This window comes from Wenzhouxiangella sp. XN79A, from assembly GCF_012272825.1.
Classification (GTDB): domain Bacteria; phylum Pseudomonadota; class Gammaproteobacteria; order Xanthomonadales; family Wenzhouxiangellaceae.
Map to the genome: position 1 here is coordinate 72,653 of NZ_JAAWWS010000166.1, position 17,614 is coordinate 90,266.

General features: G+C 62.6%; 21 protein-coding genes. 18 read left to right on the plus strand and 3 right to left on the minus strand.

Translation table 11 applies throughout. The features are described 5' to 3' along the window. Nucleotides 1-51: 51 nt before the first annotated feature. The 18 genes from HFP89_RS14460 to HFP89_RS14540 all read left to right on the plus strand — a co-directional run bounded on the left by HFP89_RS14460 (nt 52) and on the right by HFP89_RS14540 (nt 14,283). A complete protein-coding gene (locus HFP89_RS14460; RefSeq protein WP_206212393.1) occupies nt 52-870 on the plus strand; it encodes a hypothetical protein in 819 nt (272 codons plus the stop codon). A gap of 76 nt (nt 871-946) precedes the next feature. Further along, a complete protein-coding gene (locus tag HFP89_RS14465) occupies nt 947-1,321 on the plus strand; it encodes a SnoaL-like domain-containing protein (protein WP_168718385.1) in 375 nt (124 codons plus the stop codon). 182 nt (nt 1,322-1,503) lie between these two features. Further along, nucleotides 1,504-2,085 (plus strand): VOC family protein, encoded by a 582-nt coding sequence (locus HFP89_RS14470; protein WP_168718386.1) that lies wholly within the window; start codon nt 1,504-1,506, stop codon nt 2,083-2,085. 50 nt (nt 2,086-2,135) lie between these two features. Further along, complete coding sequence (locus tag HFP89_RS14475) at nt 2,136-3,395, plus strand: DUF418 domain-containing protein (RefSeq protein ID WP_168718387.1); 1,260 nt, start codon at nt 2,136-2,138, stop codon at nt 3,393-3,395. A 16-nt stretch (nt 3,396-3,411) separates the two neighbouring features. After that, entirely contained in the window at nt 3,412-3,786 is a 375-nt protein-coding gene (locus HFP89_RS14480) for a nuclear transport factor 2 family protein (RefSeq protein WP_168718388.1), read from the plus strand. A gap of 90 nt (nt 3,787-3,876) precedes the next feature. Continuing rightward, nucleotides 3,877-4,653 (plus strand): SDR family NAD(P)-dependent oxidoreductase, encoded by a 777-nt coding sequence (locus tag HFP89_RS14485; protein WP_168718389.1) that lies wholly within the window; start codon nt 3,877-3,879, stop codon nt 4,651-4,653. Between the two features lie 131 nt (nt 4,654-4,784). Beyond that, nucleotides 4,785-5,708, plus strand: coding sequence for a ketosteroid isomerase family protein (locus HFP89_RS14490; protein WP_168718390.1), 924 nt, complete (start codon nt 4,785-4,787; stop codon nt 5,706-5,708). Beyond that, nucleotides 5,705-6,436: a hypothetical protein gene (locus HFP89_RS14495; RefSeq protein WP_168718391.1), complete on the plus strand. Its 732-nt coding sequence runs from the start codon at nt 5,705-5,707 to the stop codon at nt 6,434-6,436. Before HFP89_RS14490 ends, HFP89_RS14495 begins: the two co-directional genes overlap by 4 nt. Beyond that, entirely contained in the window at nt 6,433-7,194 is a 762-nt protein-coding gene (locus tag HFP89_RS14500; protein WP_168718392.1) for a hypothetical protein, read from the plus strand. Before HFP89_RS14495 ends, HFP89_RS14500 begins: the two co-directional genes overlap by 4 nt. Beyond that, nucleotides 7,191-7,964 carry a hypothetical protein gene (locus HFP89_RS14505; RefSeq protein WP_168718332.1) on the plus strand — a complete coding sequence of 258 codons (774 nt, stop codon included), beginning with the start codon at nt 7,191-7,193 and terminating at the stop codon, nt 7,962-7,964. The genes HFP89_RS14500 and HFP89_RS14505 overlap by 4 nt, the downstream gene beginning before the upstream one ends. 40 nt (nt 7,965-8,004) lie before the next feature. Continuing rightward, nucleotides 8,005-8,751 (plus strand): hypothetical protein, encoded by a 747-nt coding sequence (locus HFP89_RS14510; RefSeq protein WP_168718393.1) that lies wholly within the window; start codon nt 8,005-8,007, stop codon nt 8,749-8,751. Then, nucleotides 8,748-9,500 carry a hypothetical protein gene (locus HFP89_RS14515; RefSeq protein WP_168718394.1) on the plus strand — a complete coding sequence of 251 codons (753 nt, stop codon included), beginning with the start codon at nt 8,748-8,750 and terminating at the stop codon, nt 9,498-9,500. The genes HFP89_RS14510 and HFP89_RS14515 overlap by 4 nt, the downstream gene beginning before the upstream one ends. Then, nucleotides 9,497-10,261 carry a hypothetical protein gene (locus HFP89_RS14520; protein WP_168718395.1) on the plus strand — a complete coding sequence of 255 codons (765 nt, stop codon included), beginning with the start codon at nt 9,497-9,499 and terminating at the stop codon, nt 10,259-10,261. The genes HFP89_RS14515 and HFP89_RS14520 overlap by 4 nt, the downstream gene beginning before the upstream one ends. After that, a complete protein-coding gene (locus tag HFP89_RS14525) occupies nt 10,258-10,986 on the plus strand; it encodes a hypothetical protein (protein ID WP_168718333.1) in 729 nt (242 codons plus the stop codon). Before HFP89_RS14520 ends, HFP89_RS14525 begins: the two co-directional genes overlap by 4 nt. Before the next feature lie 46 nt (nt 10,987-11,032). Next, nucleotides 11,033-11,803: an SDR family NAD(P)-dependent oxidoreductase gene (locus HFP89_RS14530; protein ID WP_206212394.1), complete on the plus strand. Its 771-nt coding sequence runs from the start codon at nt 11,033-11,035 to the stop codon at nt 11,801-11,803. A gap of 44 nt (nt 11,804-11,847) precedes the next feature. Next, nucleotides 11,848-12,906, plus strand: a complete 1,059-nt coding sequence (locus tag HFP89_RS15870) for an SMP-30/gluconolactonase/LRE family protein (protein ID WP_206212395.1) — start codon at nt 11,848-11,850, stop codon at nt 12,904-12,906. Next, the gene (locus HFP89_RS14535; protein WP_206212396.1) at nt 12,903-13,871 is read left to right on the plus strand and encodes a proline iminopeptidase-family hydrolase; all 969 of its coding nucleotides are present in this window, start codon (nt 12,903-12,905) and stop codon (nt 13,869-13,871) included. The genes HFP89_RS15870 and HFP89_RS14535 overlap by 4 nt, the downstream gene beginning before the upstream one ends. Then, entirely contained in the window at nt 13,858-14,283 is a 426-nt protein-coding gene (locus HFP89_RS14540) for a cupin domain-containing protein (RefSeq protein WP_168718397.1), read from the plus strand. The genes HFP89_RS14535 and HFP89_RS14540 overlap by 14 nt, the downstream gene beginning before the upstream one ends. A 663-nt stretch (nt 14,284-14,946) precedes the next feature. Here the strand turns inward: HFP89_RS14540 and HFP89_RS14550 are convergent. The 3 genes from HFP89_RS14550 to HFP89_RS14560 all read right to left on the minus strand — a co-directional run bounded on the left by HFP89_RS14550 (nt 14,947) and on the right by HFP89_RS14560 (nt 17,580). Then, on the minus strand, nt 14,947-15,333 hold the full coding sequence (locus HFP89_RS14550) for a zf-TFIIB domain-containing protein (RefSeq protein ID WP_168718398.1): 387 nt from the start codon (nt 15,331-15,333) through the stop codon (nt 14,947-14,949). Between the two features lie 389 nt (nt 15,334-15,722). Next, on the minus strand, nt 15,723-16,346 hold the full coding sequence (locus tag HFP89_RS14555) for a hypothetical protein (RefSeq protein WP_168718399.1): 624 nt from the start codon (nt 16,344-16,346) through the stop codon (nt 15,723-15,725). Between the two features lie 100 nt (nt 16,347-16,446). Beyond that, nucleotides 16,447-17,580 carry an alanine racemase gene (locus HFP89_RS14560; RefSeq protein ID WP_168718400.1) on the minus strand — a complete coding sequence of 378 codons (1,134 nt, stop codon included), beginning with the start codon at nt 17,578-17,580 and terminating at the stop codon, nt 16,447-16,449. Nucleotides 17,581-17,614 lie beyond the last annotated feature (34 nt).

Below are 17,614 nucleotides of genomic sequence, written 5' to 3' on the forward strand. Positions count from 1 at the left end.
TAGGACAGCAGGCAGTCTGTCAGCTTCTTGCCCGTTCAACGGAAAGGAGCCATGAGCACGACGGTTTCAGGTCCGGATCACCAGACGTCTGACCGTGCGCCGGACAGCTCGTTGACCCGCTTCGTCGATCGCTGGATCTTCGTGCTGATGGCGGTCTGGTTCATCGCGATCACGCTCGTCGGATTCATCCCGACCTCGCTGGAGAAAATCGCCGCCGTCGAGGCCGGCATGCGGGCACCCTTCCCACTCATGCTGCACGCGCACGCCGTACTGATGGGTGCGTTCCTTGTGCTGCTCCTGGTCCAGGCCCTGCTGGTGGCCACAGGCAGGCAGCACCATCACCAGAAGCTTGGCCTGGCTGGCATGGTGCTTGCCCCCGCTATCGTGGTGGTGGGTTGTCTTCTGGTGCCGATCATCCACTACGAGGTGTGGGCCATGGCGCAGGCGGCTCCGCAGGAAGCGCAGGTCGAGCTGCAGCGGGCCATGGTCTTCATCAGAAACATCATGCTGCTGCAGATTCAGGTCGGCATCCTGTTCACGATCTACATCGGCATCGCCCTGTATCTGCGCAAGTCCGACCCGGACATGCACAAACGACTGATCTTTCTTGCCGTGGCGCTTCCCCTGCCGGCTGCCTTGGATCGTATTGACTGGCTGCCGCACACGATGCCGGAGACCCCGCTGGCCTCGTTCTTGTACATCCTGCTCGCGGTGGCCCCGATGTTCACCTGGGATGTGCTGCGCACGCGCAAGGTACACAGGGCCTACGGCCTCTGGCTGGCTGGCTTCCTGCCTTCCTCCGTGCTGATCTATCTGCTCTGGAACACCGACTGGTGGCAGGCCACCGCAGCACGACTGGTGGGTCTGTGAGCCCGGATCTGCCGACTGGCCACCTGCGCCCCGCGATGGGAACCAACCAAGTCGGTCTGGACGCACGACCCAAGCGATGAGCGAACCCAAGCCCACCACGGCCGATGTTGCCGCCGACTTCACCGCCTTGTGGCTGACCGGTGAGTTCCGAGCCGCCGGCGAGAAGTACTGGGCTGACGACGTCGTGAGCATGGAACCGCGCGCATTGGCCGACGGTACCGCCGCCGAATCCCGCGGCATCGAGGCGGTGCGTAGCAAGAACCTGCGCTGGTGTTCGACCCACGGCATCGAGGATTTGAGTATCGACGGACCGTTCGTGACCGGAGACCATTTCGTGCTGTTTGCCGACATGCTGATTGCCCACGCCGGGCAGCGAACTCCGCACAGCGAGATTGCTGTGTTTGTCGTCCGCGACGGCAGAATCGTCGAGGAGCGCTTTTTTTATGAGTGACGAAAGAATTTCTTCGCGCAGAGACACGCCTGATTCGGCACGACACCTTCGCTTCTTGCGCTGATGCGCAAACCGCCAAGGCCCCGTCGCCGCGGCTGAGGCGTAGAGGAAGAGCATAAAGGAAACGCTGTTCGTAGTAGCTATCCGAAAGTTATCGGATACCGGAATCCAAGGAGAACGCAATGACTACTTCAAGCAAAAAACTGGCCCACGTGGTTTATCGAACGCGCCGCTTTGCCGAGATGCTGGACTGGTATGGCACGGTATTCGGCGCCCGGGTTCAACACCGGAATCCGGCGATGGCTTTTTTGACCTTCGATGACGAACATCATCGCTTCGCGTTTCTCGACTTGTCCGTGATCGACCCCGAAGGCTCCGAGCCCGAGGCACAAGGGTGGGTCGGGGTAGATCATCTGGCCTGGACCCAGGCCTCGCTCGACGACTTGTTCGCGCACTATGCGCACTGCAAGTCCAGTGGGATCGAACCCTACTGGTGTGTGCATCATGGACTGACGATTTCGATGTACTACGCCGACCCCGACGGCAACCAGATGGAATTCCAGGTCGATGCGTTCGATACGGCCGAGGAATGCAACGCCTATATTTCCGGCCCGCCGTTCGAAGTCAATCCGGTCGGCGTTGAATTCGACCCCGAGGAATGGCTGGCCGCGGTCGCGAACGGCGCGTCGCTGGACGACTTCCGTGAGCGCAAGGTTCATGAACCGGTCTCTCCGATCCGCGGAGCGGTCAGCGCGCTGCTCTGAAGCGATGGCGAAGGCCTGGAACCCATCGACCGAACCCGGAACCCCGAATCATGAGCCTGACCCTGGATACGCCTGCGCCTGCGCCGATGACGAACAGCGATCGCTATCTCGTCATGGATGTACTGCGCGGCTTCGCGCTACTCGGCGTGATGATGATGAACCTCCACGAGTTCGGCGGCGTGGATGTGCTGATCACCGCCGAGCAGCTGGCGGATCTGCCGTCGGCAGCGCTCGACGAGCGGCTTGCGTTCGGGCTGCAACTGTTCGTTTACAACAAGGCAAACACGCTTTTTGCCTTTCTGTTCGGGCTGGGTTTCTGGGTGCAGATGGAGCGCCTTCAGGCGCGCGGTGCGCCTTTCCGGTCGATCTATCTTCGACGTGCAGGCATCCTGCTGGTCCTCGGGTGGATCCACCTGCTGTGCTTTTTCGGCTGGGATATTCTGCACGTCTACGGCATCGCCGCCTTTATCCTGTTCTTTTGCCGAAAGCTGCCGGATCGGGCGCTGCTGTGGATCGGTCTCGTCCTGCTGCTGTTCGCCCGGCCGTTCGTGACCTGGGCCTTCGAGGTCAGCGGGATCACGGCACTGTTCGACGATCCTGCTGCCGTCGAGGCCGAGCTCCTGGCCCGCCAGGCGGCCGCGCAGTCCGGTGACTTTTTCACTTTTGTCGCCCTGGTCAATCAGGACTACCTGCGGTGGGCGCTGACCGGCGGACTGTTCGGCTGGATCTTCTACGCGCTGGGCCGGTTCTTCATGGGCGCCTGGGTTGCACGCCGGGGCTGGATTCAGAACGCCTCCGATCATCTCTCCATGTTTCGCCGCTGGCTCTGGCCGTTGCTGATTGTCGGCCTGCTGATGGAGAGTACGCATCTGTTCACCGAGGATGTGCCCGAAACCGCACTGTTCGGCCAGATCGAGCTGCTGCGGATCATTCTGAATGCCGTGGCCACACCGATGATCGCGGCCGGCTACATCTGCGCGATCGTGCTGCTGTTTCACGGCGGCTGGTTGAGCTGGCTGGTACGACCGTTTGCGCCAGTCGGCCAGATGGCGCTGACCAATTACCTGACCCAAAGCGTGGCGATCATCCTGATCCTGACGTCGGTCGGACCCGGGCTCGGTCTGGCGGGCAAGGCCGCTTCGTCGACCTTCATACCACTGGTGATGATCTTCTTCACCGCGCAGATCCTGTTCAGCTATTTCTGGATGAAGGTCTTTGCCTTCGGTCCTGCCGAATGGCTCTGGCGCACCCTGACCTATGGCAGCCGTCCACGATTCCTTCGTCGGGCGAGACCTGCGACAGCCCCCTGAACCTGGAGAACAATCAATGACGAACCCGGACTCGACCGATGACATCCGACAGATCCAATCCGTCATGGACACCTACATCGAGGGTGGCCGAACCGGAAGTGTCGATACCCTGCGACCGATCTTCCACGAACTGGCCACGATCTGCGGCCACGTCGGCCCGGACCTGTTCGCCCAACCCATCGAGCAGTTCTACGACTGGCATCAGGAAAACGGTCCGGCCGCGGACCTCGAAGCCGGTGCCATCCGGATCGACATCGAAGGTACGGCGGCGACAGTGCGTATCGAGCTCCATAACTGGAACGGCCACCGCTTCACCGACTTCTTCACGCTGGTCAGGATCGAAGGCCGATGGCAGATCATGAGCAAGGTGTTCTATCTGCATGCGGAATAGGCGCTCGAGGACCGGCAGCGAGCCGGCCGCAATGACGCTCGAGCCGTTGCCGGAAATCGCTCGAACAATGAAGCCACGAGAAACACTGCGATGAGATTGAACAACAAGGTAGCAATCATTACCGGCGCGACGGGAGGCATCGGTGAGGCCACCGCATGGCGATTCCTGGACGAAGGCGCCAGGGTGATGCTGGTCGGGCGCTCGACGGACAAGCTTTCAGCACTGGTCGAACGGCTGGACGGCGGTGATTCGGTCGCGCATGCCGTGGCCGAGGCCGGGGATGAGCAGGCCAATGCCACAGCCATTGCAGCCTGCGTCGAGCGCTTCGGCGGGCTGGATATCATGCTGGCCAATGCCGGAACCGAGGGCAGCGTGCTGCCACTTGAAGACCAATCCCTTGAAGACTTCGAAGCGCTGCTGCGCACCAACGTGCTGGGGGTCTGGTTGAGCATCAAACACAGTGTCGAGCCGATGAGACAGCGCGGTGGCGGCTCGATCATTGCGCTGGGCTCGATTGTCAGCGTGATCGGTTCACCCGGCCTGTTGCCGTACATCGCCAGCAAGCACGCGGTAGCCGGCATGCTCAAGACTGCCGCGGTCGAACTGGGCGAAGCCAATATCCGCGTCAATGCCATCGGGCCCGGGCCGATCCAGAATCGGATGATCGATTCGATCTTCGAGCAGGCTGCAGGCGATGGCGAGGTCGATGCCGCGACGATGGCCGATGGCATGCGCGAAGCGATTCCGTTGAAGCGCTTCGGTCGCAACGAAGAGGTTGCCAATCTGGCCTTGTTCCTGGCCAGCGACGAATCGAGCTACTGCAGCGGCGGCATCCATATGATCGATGGCGGATTCACGGCGGCGTGAGTAATGATTGTTTGTCCCATTGCACATTCCTCGAACTACATCGTCGACGGCGTCATTCTGGGTGCGGCTGCAGAGCTCCAGTCCGGAATCGATAAAGCGCTCAGCGTCGATGAAATCGGGATGACCTCAAGATGATGGAATCGGATCGCCTGGGCCGCTGGCTGACACTGGCGGCCAATCTTGACGTCATCGTGGGCCTGCTGATCCTGATCGTCGAAGTGCGGCAGAACGCAAATCCGAACCGCGCCCAGATGGAGTCGGGAAGGAACGATCTGCTGGCCCAGATCGAGCTGAGCCTCGCCTCACCGGACATCGGTGCCGCCTGGGTCAAGTCGATTCGTTCGCCGGAGGCCCTGACCGACGTCGAAGTCCGGACGGTCGAATCGCATCTGGCTGCCGTGATGCTCCAGCTGGACCATATGTTCAACATGGAAAAGATCGGCCTGGTGTCACGCGAGGAGGCTCGACAGCATGTCCAGAACGTCGTGCCCTACTATTTCGGCAGCCGTCACGGCAAGAACTGGTGGCGCTGGCAGGAAGGCGGTTGGGACGGCACGCCGATGATGGAAGTCGCTGGCCCGATCGTCGACCAGGTCGATGAGGATTTCATCCTCCGTTACCTGGAGGGATCCCGGGTGGGCGTACCTCCAGGACAGTCCGAGAAGCTGGCCGAAGCAGAACGCGAGGCGAGGCGCTTCATGCGCGAATACGCCGAAGACCTTCGAAACCATGACCGGGCAGCGATTGCCGCGCGCTATGACCGTGACGGCGCGACGGTGATCTTCAACGGCGAGCGGAATGCAAGCAGCTTCGATGAAATCGAGACGCGCTACCGCGAGCAATGGATCGGGCCGGTCGGTTTCGACTGGCAGAATCTTGGCTTCGAAGCGCCTGGTACGGACGCCGTGATCGTGACCGGCGAATTCGACTGGGGCACGCCGGACGGTATCGAAAGATATTCCTACTCCGGCATCCTGCAACGCCAGGAAGGCGAGCTCAGGATCCGGCTGGACGTCGAATCTCTTCTGCCGGACTCCAGGGAGGGGCCGGTATGATCCTGCGCAGCGTCACAAAGCACTTTCGCGACCAGAACTGGTTCGCCGTGGCGCTGGATTTCCTGATCGTGATCCTCGGCGTCTTCATTGGTCTGCAAGTCAATACCTGGAATGCCGAGCGGCAAGTCCGCGCCGGGGAGCAGAGGTATCTAGAACGACTGCGTGAAGACGTTGCTGTTTCGATCGAACAGAATGAATGGCGCGTGGCATTCATGGATCGACAGGACAAGTATTCGACTCTGGCGCTCGATCGGCTGAGTAGCTGTGTGGTATCGCCGGAAGATCGCGATATCATCGCCAACGCATTCTTTCATGTAGGAAAGACGCTTCCGCCAGTGCTTCTCCGCGGTGTGATCAATGAACTGAACGCGACTGGAAACTTCCAGACGATTCGAAATAGCGAATTGCGTGAGGCCATTACAAAGGCAGTTGAAGCGATCGAGACATCCGACCTGATCTTCAACGCCGTGCTGATGCGCGGAACGCCGCATGTCGTCTATGTGGAGAGCCAACTGGAGTACTTGACGTCGGGGCCAAGAAGCGGCGCGGTAGATATTGCTTGGGGAGACATCGCGTTCGACCTGGATGCCTTGTGTGCTGACCAGGATTTCCGCAGAGCGTTATCTGCTGCCCGTGCCTACACAAATGACATGCAGAGTAATGTGATAGTTGCGCTCGAGCAACAGCGCGCTCTGTTGCGAATAATCGACGCGGAGCTCGCGAAATGATCCTCCGTCGAGTCACCGAGCACGTCAAAGCGCAGAACTGGTTCGCCGTCGGCATTGATTTCTTCATCGTTATCGCTGGGGTGTTCATCGGTATCCAGGTCGCGAACTGGAATGATGCCCGTCGTGACCGAGACGCCGAGGCGCTGTATCTCGACCGTCTTCATCGCGAGCTTTCCACGATCTCACCGCTGGTCGAACAAGATCACAAGGACCAGCGCGATCGACTTGAACGGCTCGACGAGGTGAGGATGTTTCTGGCCACTGGCCTCGGAATCGAGCGGCTCGACGGCCGCCATTGCGGGGCGCTGAGCCAGTCACACATCTTTGCCGATACGATCTTCTACCCGGCCACCATCAAGGAACTGATTGCCACCGGTCGCATTGTCCTGATCCGTGACGACGCCACCCGAACCGAGATTCTGTCGTTCGACCAGAACAATGAAAGGCTGGAGCAGATAAGAACTGACATCCAGATCGATCGCGTGTTGCTCGCACGGAAGTACCCGCAACTGATCATTGCCGGGCTTGGTGAGTGGGAAGATGCGATCTGCGACTTCGAAGCCATGAGCCTAAATCAGTCCTATCTGAATGATTTCATCGACAACATGCGTCGCTACGCAGCCTACGTAAGTAATGTCACCGGACGCCAGTCCGAGGTCATCGAATCGCTTCGCGGGACGATTGCCTCCGCCTCCATTGCGACATATGCTTCCGAAGCGTCGTCCTCCAGCGCACCTGTAGCATCGGAGGTGAAATGATCCTGCGCAGCATCACCAGGCATGTCCGCGACCAGAACTGGTTCGCAGTCGGCATAGATTTCCTGATCGTCGTCGTCGGCGTGTTCATCGGCATCCAGGTGGCGAACTGGAACGAGACCCGCCAGGAAGAAGTGACCGGCTACGCCTACCTGAGTCGAATCCAGGAAGACCTGGCGGTAGACCGGGCCATGCTGGAGGAGCGGGGAGCCTTCTGGATGGCCACCAAGAGCTACGGTGAGGCGGCGTTGAGGTACCTCGAAGAGGGCGTGCTAGTTAACGATTCGGAATGGGACACGGTTCTGGCCTTTTATCATGCAACGCAGGTTTGGGGATTCTTGCTGTATGACTCCACATACCAGGAAATGATCAGCGCCGGCAATCTGGGGCTCATTCCCGACCCGGACCTGCGGCGAGCTCTCGGGGACTACTACGCTGCCGGCTTCGACCAGAAGCGATTCGTCTTCCAGATGATCCCCGACTACCGGGACACGATTCGCGGCATGACGTCCTGGGCGATCCAGAACTACATCTGGGCCTCGTGTGTGGAGGCGCCGCGCCTGGACGAGTATCGCCTGCTGGACTGCGAATCGCCGGTTCCGGCGCAGCAGGCGCGGCAGGTTCTCTACCAGCTCGAAGGCCGAGCCGAAGTCGTCGAGCAGCTGCGAAACTGGCTCCGCAATCTGGAACTGATGATTGGCTGGCAGGCACAACTCATCGACGCGTCGAACGAACTGGATCGAACAATCGTCGACTCGGTGACTCCGAAGTGATCGTCCAATCCACCCGCGCAGGAGCCTAAGGTGAGCACGAATGCTTCTGCGTAGCGTCATGCGCCACTTCCGCAACCAGGAATGGACCGCGATCGGACTGGACTTGATGATTGTCGTGCTCGGCGTATTCATCGGCCTGCAGGTTCAGCAATGGGCCGATGGGCAGAGACAAGCACGGATGGAAAACTTCTACACTCAGCGCCTGCATGGCGAAATTGTCGATCTGCAAGCCACCCGAGCGGAGCTTGTAGAGACGCGCCAGGGATGGTTGGCAGCGCTATCGATGGCGACGTCGGTTCTGTTCGACCCCAAGGGACGGGAATTGACCGAACTTGAATGCACGAGCATTGCGTTTTCGTACATTGTTTCCAATCCCACCGACGATCTTGCCTCCCTTTTCGAGGTCCAATCTTTCGGTCAATTCGGCCTGTTCAGCAATCCGCAGATCTCGAGCGCACTGGGCGCATTTCTGCTTACGCGGGCCCGTGCCCGCGATGCCGATTCAGCCGTTCAGCGGATAGTGATCAACCTGACGTCCAAGTATCCGGATCTGATCCAACTTCTTTCTACGTCCGACTACTCGAAAGACCCATGGATTCGTCCGAGATACCGTTGCGACACGGAAGGAATGCGGATGTCGCAAGGCTTTCTCAATGACTACGAGATCAATCAATCAGGCTACACGTTCCACGTCATGAACAACGCCAGGGTCGACAACAGCTTTCTTGAACTGAAGCAGGTGCTCGAAGCTGTTCTGGGCACGGCCACTCCGACGTCGTCGCCATGATCCTGCGCAGCATCACCAGGCACGTCCGCGACCAGAACTGGTTCGCCGTCGGGCTCGATTTCGTGATCGTGGTCGTGGGTATCCTTATTGCGTTTCAGATTTCCAATTGGAACGCGGCCCGACAGGACAACTTGATTTACGCTCAAGCCCGTGTTCGGGTCATCGAAGAGGCCAACGCCAACTTGCAGTTGTCGCGAGACGTAATCACCCGCTTGAGTGAGCAGCAGGAAATGGTCCTTGACATCGTCCGCGACTTTGAAACCTGCGGCGCGGACGACGACGCGGCGGAAGGCTTCATGCGCGCGGTACAGCCCTTGAGATTTATTGTGAGCCTCGAACTGCGCCAGGAAGCCATCAACCAGATGCTTCGATCGGACGCCTTTCTAGACAATATCACTCCTGAGGATCGCGCCCAGCTTTCGCTCTATGCGCGCCGGATCGACAGGATTGCCAACAATTCGCGCTTCAGTGACGATTTCCAACTGACCCGGAAGCAGGTGCACGACAATCCCATCTTCAAACGCACTCTTGCCGGAGATTTCTCCAGCGGGCTTCTCCAGCTCGCCCTGACCGTCAGCTATGAAGAGGCATGCCAGGACCATGCGCTGAACCGGTTTCTGTTCGATCGGCTGGAGAATGCCATCTACATCGTCGGGCTGGCCAGGGCGCTTGAGCAGGCGTCGCGCGAGGTCCTGATCAGCCTGGGCCAAAGCCCGTCAGACGCACCAGAACCAGAATATACGCCATGATCCTCAGACGCATTACCGAACAAGTCCGAACCCAGAACTGGACTGCCGTTGCGCTGGACTTTCTGATCGTGGTGCTCGGCATCCTGCTGGCCTTGCAGATATCGAACTGGAACGAGGATCGACTGCAACATCATCGTGAAGCGCTTTTGCTGGAGGCTTTGCAGGCAGATTTCCGCGCGATCGATCGTTCGCTTCGCCACAGTGTCGCCTACCACGAGCGGTCAATCGAGGGATTGCGCGCCATCGCGGGCGCACTCCAGGCTGGCACCCTCCAGGCCGACCGACGCAAGACCTTCGAGGACGGTTTGCGATATGGCTATCTGGATGCTGCGTCCAACACGGCCTCCGGTGTGCTGCTCGAGATTCTCGCCAGCGGCGATTTGACCCTCCTGCAAGACCAGGCTTTACGCGCCGCCTTGTCAGACTTCGAAAGCCACCGTGAAGCATCGATTACGGCCGCTTCCGATATTCGTCGGTATGTCGCGCAATACATGCGCTCATTCACGGCGCATTTCGACTACGACGTCCATGTCGCACATCCCAACCCCGGCGCGGATCCCAGCCAGGTCAGGTCGATCTCTGCGATCGGCCATTACGACCTCGCTTCGATGCTCGAAGATCGTGAGTTCCGGGAATCGGTCGATGAACTTCATGAACTGCAGACGCTGTGGCTGAATTGGGCCAATCGCACCCTGGATCGGGTGATCGGTATTCGCCGGCTTCTTGGAGACGGGTCCATAGACGAGACGAAAGCACCATGATCCTGCGCAGCATCACCCGCCACGTCCGCGAGCAGAACTGGTTCGCGGTCGGGCTCGACTTCCTGATCGTTGTGGTCGGCGTGTTCATCGGGATCCAGGTTGCCAACTGGAATGCCGAGCGCGCTGATCGGGTCGAGGCCGGTAACGTGCTGGAGCGGCTCGAACAGGAGTTCCAGATGCACCTGGAGCGCACGGATCGGAGTCTGGCCATGCATGAAGCCTCGCTGGCCGCCGCGGCCCGCCTGATCCACGGCATCAGGGACGGGCGGCTGGAGCAAGACTCGCTCGATCAGGACATCGACGTTGCCACGGGCTTCGCCACCCCGCCGGGCCCGTCGACGACTTTCGAAGAGCTCGTCTCCAGCGGCCGCCTGAGGCTGCTTCAGGGCACGGAGTTGAGGTCCGCACTGTTGGGCTACAACGACTATGTCTCACTGGTTCGAAGCCACTACGGGGTTTGTACCCAACCCCTGGGCAAAGCCAGGGAAGAGCTGATGCGCGCCCGAACGCTGGTCGTGACGGGCGTGCCTTCGGGCGGCATCGATCAGGCCTGGACGACCGAGGCCGTCGACCAGAGCGTTCTGCTGGAGAAACCCGAACTGATGGCTGCGCTACAGACCCTGTACGGAACCCAGGACAACGCGCATGCCGTGTTGCTCGCAAACAGACAGCGTATTCGCGCCATTCTCGACCTGGTAGAGGCCGCTCAGGACGAGCAGCGATAAGGCTTCGTCACGGATCAACGTCACCCATTCAAGCAGGAGTCTTTCAATGTCGGACATGAGCAACAAGGTGGCCCTGATCACCGGCGCCAGCAGCGGCATCGGCCGGGCCACCGCCGAGCTGTTCGCCGAAAAAGGCTCGCGCGTTGCGCTGGCGGCGCGGCGACAGGCCGAACTCGACTCGCTGGTCGCCGATATCGAAGCCCGGGGCGGCCAGGCAATCGCGATCAAGACCGATGTTTCGGTGTCGGCAGACGTCGAACGAATGGTCTCGCACACCATCGACGCGTTCGGCCGGCTCGACTACGCCGTGAACAACGCCGGCATCGAGGGCAGGTTTGCCGGCATCACCGAGTTGAGCGAGGCCGACTGGGACCAGGTTCTGGGGATCAACCTCAAGGGCACGTTCCTGGGCATGCAGCACCAGGCCCGGGCGATGCTGGCCGCCGGCAACGGCGGGGCGATCGTCAACGTCGGCTCGGTCAATTCCTTTCTCGGCTTCGCCACCGGCGCGGCCTACTGCACATCCAAGCACGGCCTGATCGGCCTGACCACCAGCGTGTCGGCGGAACTGGCCTCGCAGGGTATCCGCGTCAACCTTGTCTGTCCCGGCATCGTCGACACGCCAATGCATCAGCGCTTACGCCAGGACATCGGCGATGAAGTCTACGACCAGGGGGTACTGCCCAGTGTCCATCTCGAACGCGCCGGTCAGCCGGAAGAAATCGCTCAGGCCATCGTCTTTCTGTGTTCGGATGAAGCCAGCTACATCACCGGCAGCACATTGACGCCTGACGGTGGCTTGACGCTGACGGTTTGATGCCCAAGGCGAAATTACCACCCCGAACCACAAGGATCACCACCATGAACCGAACCTGTCTTGCTCTATTTGCCCTTGCAGTGGCGTTTACCGTTCAGGCTGATACTGGCGAGTTATCGCAATCCTACGAACAGGTCGCGCTGTTCCCGGCCGATCGCTCCCTGGTGCGGCCCGAAGACGGCGTCATGCTGACCGACGGCACGCTGCTGATCGCCGACCAGGCCCATGGCCTGGTGGCGCTGGATCCGACAGGTGCGAAGCGGCCGTTCGGCGATTTTGCGGCAGCCGGCTACGTGCACGAGCCGCCCGAGCGCAGCGCCGGACCGAACGGGGTGGCGATGGAACCGGACGGCATCCACGCGCTGGTGGCCGATATCCTGACCGGGGCCATCTACCGCATCAATACCGAGACCGAGCAAGTGGTTCGAATCCATCAGCACGAATTCGGCGCCAACTCGGCCCGGCGCGACAGCAGCGGCGCGGTCTGGTTCAGCCAGTCGACGCGCAATCGCGCCGGGCCCGATTCCGAAGCGCGGATGTTCGCCGCGGTCGATGAGGGCCCGCTCGACGGCGCGCTGTTCCGGCTGCCGCCGCCAGCCGACGGCAGCACCGAATCGGTGGCCGAGCTCAAGCTGTCCGGCCTGACCTTCGGCAACGGGGTGGCGATCGACGAGGCGCGCGGCCAGATCTACGTCGCCGAGACCATGGCCGACCGGATCGTCGGCTACCGGATGTCGTTGGCCGACGGCAGCCTGTCCGAAGGCCGCGTGGTGGCCGAGCTTCCGAGCCCGGACAACATCGAACTCGACGAGGCCGGGCGTCTATGGGTTGCCTCGCCGATCGCCAACGCGCTGCTGGTCGTCGATCCCGACTCCGGCGCCTGGTCGACGGCGTTCTATCCGGAAACCGCCGAACACCGGCAAGTCATGATCGAGTGGCAGCGCCGCGGTCAGACCGGCGAGTCACGCCTGGCGGTCATGGGTCCGGACATGTGGGCGCCGCTGCCGGGGCTGTTCACCGGATTGATCCTGACCCACGAGGGTGGGCCGATCTACCTGACCGGTCTCGGCGATACGCTGGTGAAACTGGAGGCCTCCGAGTGACCGATCTGACCGAATATCTCGATTACTCGAGCGCGCCCGATCAGCTCACCGGCGGCGTGCGCCGCATCCCGATTTCGACGGCCAAAGGCGAGTTCTCGGTCTGGGTCAAGCGCACCGGCAACAATCCGACGATTCGGATGTTGCTGCTGCACGGCGGCCCGGGAGCAACGCACGAACTCTATGAATGCTTCGACGGCTACCTGCCGGCCGAAGGCATCGAGTACATCTACTACGACCAGCTCGACTCCTACTACAGCGATCAGCCGAACGACCCGGATCTGTGGACCATCGAGCATTTCGTCGACGAGGTGGACCAGGTCCGCCGGGCGCTGGGGCTGAACAAGGACAACTTCTTTCTCTACGGCCAGTCCTGGGGCGGCATGCTGGCGATCGAATATGCGCTGGCGCACCAGCAGCACCTCAAGGGCCTGATCATCTCCAACATGGTCTCCGACGTGCAGGACTACAACCGCTACGCACGCGAGGTGCTCGGCCCGCAGATGGATCCGGCCGTATTTGCCGAGATCCAGCAGTTCGAAGCCGATGAAGACTACGACAACCCGCGCTACGAAGAACTGCTGATGCAGCACCACTACACCGAGCACGTGCTGCGCATGCCCCTGGACGAGTGGCCGGATTCCATCATGCGCACGTTCAAGCATCTCAACAAGGGCCTCTATGTGCACATGCAAGGGCATAGTGAGTTCGGGATGACGCCCAACGCCACCCTGGGCCGCTGGAACCGTTCGGCCGACCTGCCAGGAATCCGGGTCCCGACGCTGACCATCGGTGCGGCTCACGACACCATGGATCCGAAACACATGGAATGGATGGCCGGCCAGGTGCAGCAGGGTCGTTACCTGCACTGCCCCAACGGCAGCCATCTGTCGCAATACGACGATCCGCAGCACTTCTTCCCGGGCCTCGTGCGGTTCCTTCGAGAGGTCGACGATGGAGAGTTCTGATGCCTCTGGTTGCTTTTCGACCGAACGGTTCGCAAGGCCGAGGAGTGCGGTCTACGGCGTCTTTCTGGCCAGCGTCGCATTGCTCGCGGCCTGCACGACGGCGCCCCGGCTCCCGGATCCGCTCGAGGCCGGCTGGGAGGGTGCATCCGTCTGCGAGACGCTGCACGACGATGCGGAGCACCGCATCCTGCGCTGCACGTTCCCGCCTGGGGTCGGCCACGAACGGCATTACCACGATCGCCACTTCGGCTACACGCTCGCCGGCGCGCGCATGCGCATCACCGATGCAAACGGCGTCCGCGAAATGGACGTTCCGACGGACAGCGGTTTTGCCAGCGATGGCATCGAGTGGCACGAGGTCATCAACGTCGGCGACACCACCGGCGTGTTCCTGATCATCGAGCCGAAGTGAATCCAGGAGTAGCCGTCATGGATCTTGAACTTGCCGGAAAGGTTGCGCTGGTCACGGGCGCAAGCCGCGGTATCGGGCGAGCGATTGCCGAAGGGTTGGCCGCCGAAGATGCGCGGCTGGTCGAGGCCGTACTGCCGATGATGCGCGAGCAGCGACAGGGCTCGATCCTGCTCGTATCCTCGGTCTCGGCGATCGAGGCCGCACCCATGGAGGACTTCGGCTACACCGCGGCCAAGGCGGCGTTGAACGCCTTGACCACGAAGCTGGCCGTGGTCGAGGGCCGGCACGGCATTCGAGCGAACACCCTGCTTCCCCGGCTCGACCGAGTTTCCCGGCGGCGGCTGGGAGACGATGCGCGAGCATCAGCCGGACATCTACGAAATGGTTCGCCAGAGCGTACCGGCCGGACGGCTGGTGTACCCCGCAGGAGATCGCCGATGCGGCGGTGTGGCTGGTCTCGCCGCGGGCCGGCTGGGTCAATGGCGCGTCTCTGGTCGTGGATGGCGGTCAGTCGAAGGCGATCCGCTGAGCCTGCCAGGGCGCCGGCAGAAGGCATCGGACCGGACGACGAGCATGCCGATGCGGCTCGGAACGCCGGAACGACCCGGCCAGCCGGCGCGCGCGCGTCGCCGTCGCGGTGGCCTCGTTCGTCTTCGAGCGAGGTCAGCGTCTTCGGCGGCTCAGCACGCCGCGCAGGATCTCGAGCAGCGACAGCTTCGACAGTTCGGTGAATTCCCCGGCATCCAGGAATGCGCCTTCGCAGCCGATGCAGACTTCGTAGCGGATCCCGGGCTTGTGGCGGTCGGCGACGTGCCTGGTCGGCTTGCCGCAGCGGGGGCAGTCGATTTCGGTCACGGCGTTCATCGACTGCCCGCGCTCGGCTTCGCCGACGTCGATCGCTTCGGCCACCTCGTCCTGGGCCAGCCAGTCCAGCTCGCCGGCGTCGAACCAGATGCCCTCGCAGCCGGTGCAGCGGTCGACCTCGACGCCGTCGACGACGACCGATTCCATCGCGGACCGGCACTTCGGACACGCCAGCGCGGCGGTCATGAAACCACCGGAGGGCGAACGATGGGGTACGAGCGGTCCTGCACGCGATCTTCCGAATGGGCAACGGCGGCCGGCGGGGTGCGGACTCCGCCGCCGGATGCACAGAGTACGGGAATCCGGCGCTCGCGTGGGTGCCGGTCGGCCGGCGGAGTCTTTGCGGGGTCGCCCGGTGTGGCTTCGGCGAGCGTGGTTCGGTGAATCCAGATCAGCGAGTCGAAACGCGACGGGTGCCCGCAAAGGCCCGTCCCAACCGGGTTTCGCCGGAGAAGCCGCATCTCCAGCGCGATGGAACTCGGTCGTAGCGACGGCTACCGTCACTCGCCACGGCGCACACGATCCGCGGCTTCTCCGACGGAAACGCGCTCCGCACAGGCGTGTTCAGAGGTTCCCTAGAACAGCAGCACCAGCAGCCGATACAGCAGGTAGAACCCCAGCGTTGCGGCGACCGCCGGTTTCAGTCGGCCGGGTGCCGCATAGGCGTAGCTGGCGGCGAACACGGCGATGTAGACGAAGACCATGGCCGCGCCGCGGAACCAGCTCTGGATCGCCACGTCGAGGATGTCGAGGCCGATGGCGACGAGCAGGAGCAGGGTCGGCAGCAGCAGCGCCGCACCGATCTTCTCGAGATAGAGGTCCGCCGAACCGGTCCCGCCCGATCGGGCCGCCTGCAACGGCAGCGCGAAGACGAGGCCGGCGATCGGGATGGCCATGACCAGCGTGGCCTTGATGCCTTCGACGAGGCTTCCGAACCGGAACTCGAAGCCGGCGTAGCCGAAGGTCCGGGCCACGACGGCGGCGAGAAAGAACACCACGAAGAACGCCGCGAGGTCGATCAGCGCACTGCTGCGATCGCCGCGCCGCTCGGCCTCGAAGAACGCATCGGGCCGGGTCAGCACCTCGGCGAGGTGGCTGGAGTAGCCGCTGTCGGTCCCGGGTCGTGGGTCGGCATCGGCGCGGGGCTCGGCTCCCGTGTCCTGCGGGTCGGGCGCGCTGCCGGGTTCGTGCTCGGGCATGGTCACCTCGCGGGTTCGCGGATCGTTGGACTGGATACGCGTTCCGGCCGTCCGACGCGCCATCCTCGCCGGAACCCGGCCGCTGCCGGGCGGGCCGTGGCTACCAGCCCCGGCATCGATCCAGCGGCTCGATCGACGCGGCGCCGGCATCGATCCACCACATCCGCTCGAATTGCCCGGCCGTGGCGCAGGCGTGATTGGGCAGGATGCGCAGGCGGCGGCCGATCGGGAATCCGGCCAGGTCCAGCGGCTCGCCGTCGCGGCGGGCCAGGAGACCGTGTTCCTGGTGGGTCGCCCGGACGATGACCTCGGGCGCCAGCACCCGACCGGCGTCGTCGCAGACCACGCCGTAGCCCCGATCGACCGCCTGGCCGGCCGTGCCGCGATCACGTGACAGCGCCATCCAGCCGGCGTCGATCAGGACTTCGCCCGGCGCACGGCGATGCCCGATCACCTCGGTCAGCACCGAGACGGCGATCTCGTCGATTTCGCAGACGCCCAGTCCCGCCATGACCAGGTCCATGAAGGCATAGACGCCGGCCCGCACTTCGGTCACGCCCGCCAGGTCGTCGGCGAACAGTGCGGTCGGCGTCGAACCCGCGCTCACGACGGGCGCTTCGAAGCCCGCTTCGCGCAGGGCGCCTGCGGCAGCGACGGCGACATCGCGCTCCTGCTTCGCGATCTCGACCAGGCCCGCTCGATCCCGGCAGGCATACGAGCCACCGGCGTGCACCATCACGCCGGCCGGCAACGCGCCACCGCGTTCGAGCCTGCGAGCGGATTCGATCAGGCCAGGATCGTCGGGACGAAAGCCGGCCCGCTGGCCGTCCGCGTCGACCTCGAGCAGCACCCGGAACGGCACATCGAGGCGCCGGGCGGCATCGGCCACGGCGCGGGCGGTTTCGGGGTGGTCCAGGACCAGCGTCAGGTTCATGCCGCGGCCGATTCGGCGGGCCACGTCCTCGATCTTGCCCGGCGCGATGCCCACGGCGTAGAGCAGGTCATCGATGCCGGCGTCGAAGAAATGATCGGCCTCGGCCAGCGTCGATACGGTCGCGCCCCCGGGATGACCGGCGAGCATGCGACGGGCGAGCTCGATGTTCTTGACGGTCTTCAGATGCGGACGCAGCGGCACGCGGAGGCGCGCGAGCCGGGCGTTCATCCGGCCGACGTTGCGCTCGAAACGGGTTTCGTCGACCAGCAGGGCCGGCGTCTGGAGTTCGGAACGGCGCATGCAAGGCGTCCATCGTCGGGTCCGGCACTATTGT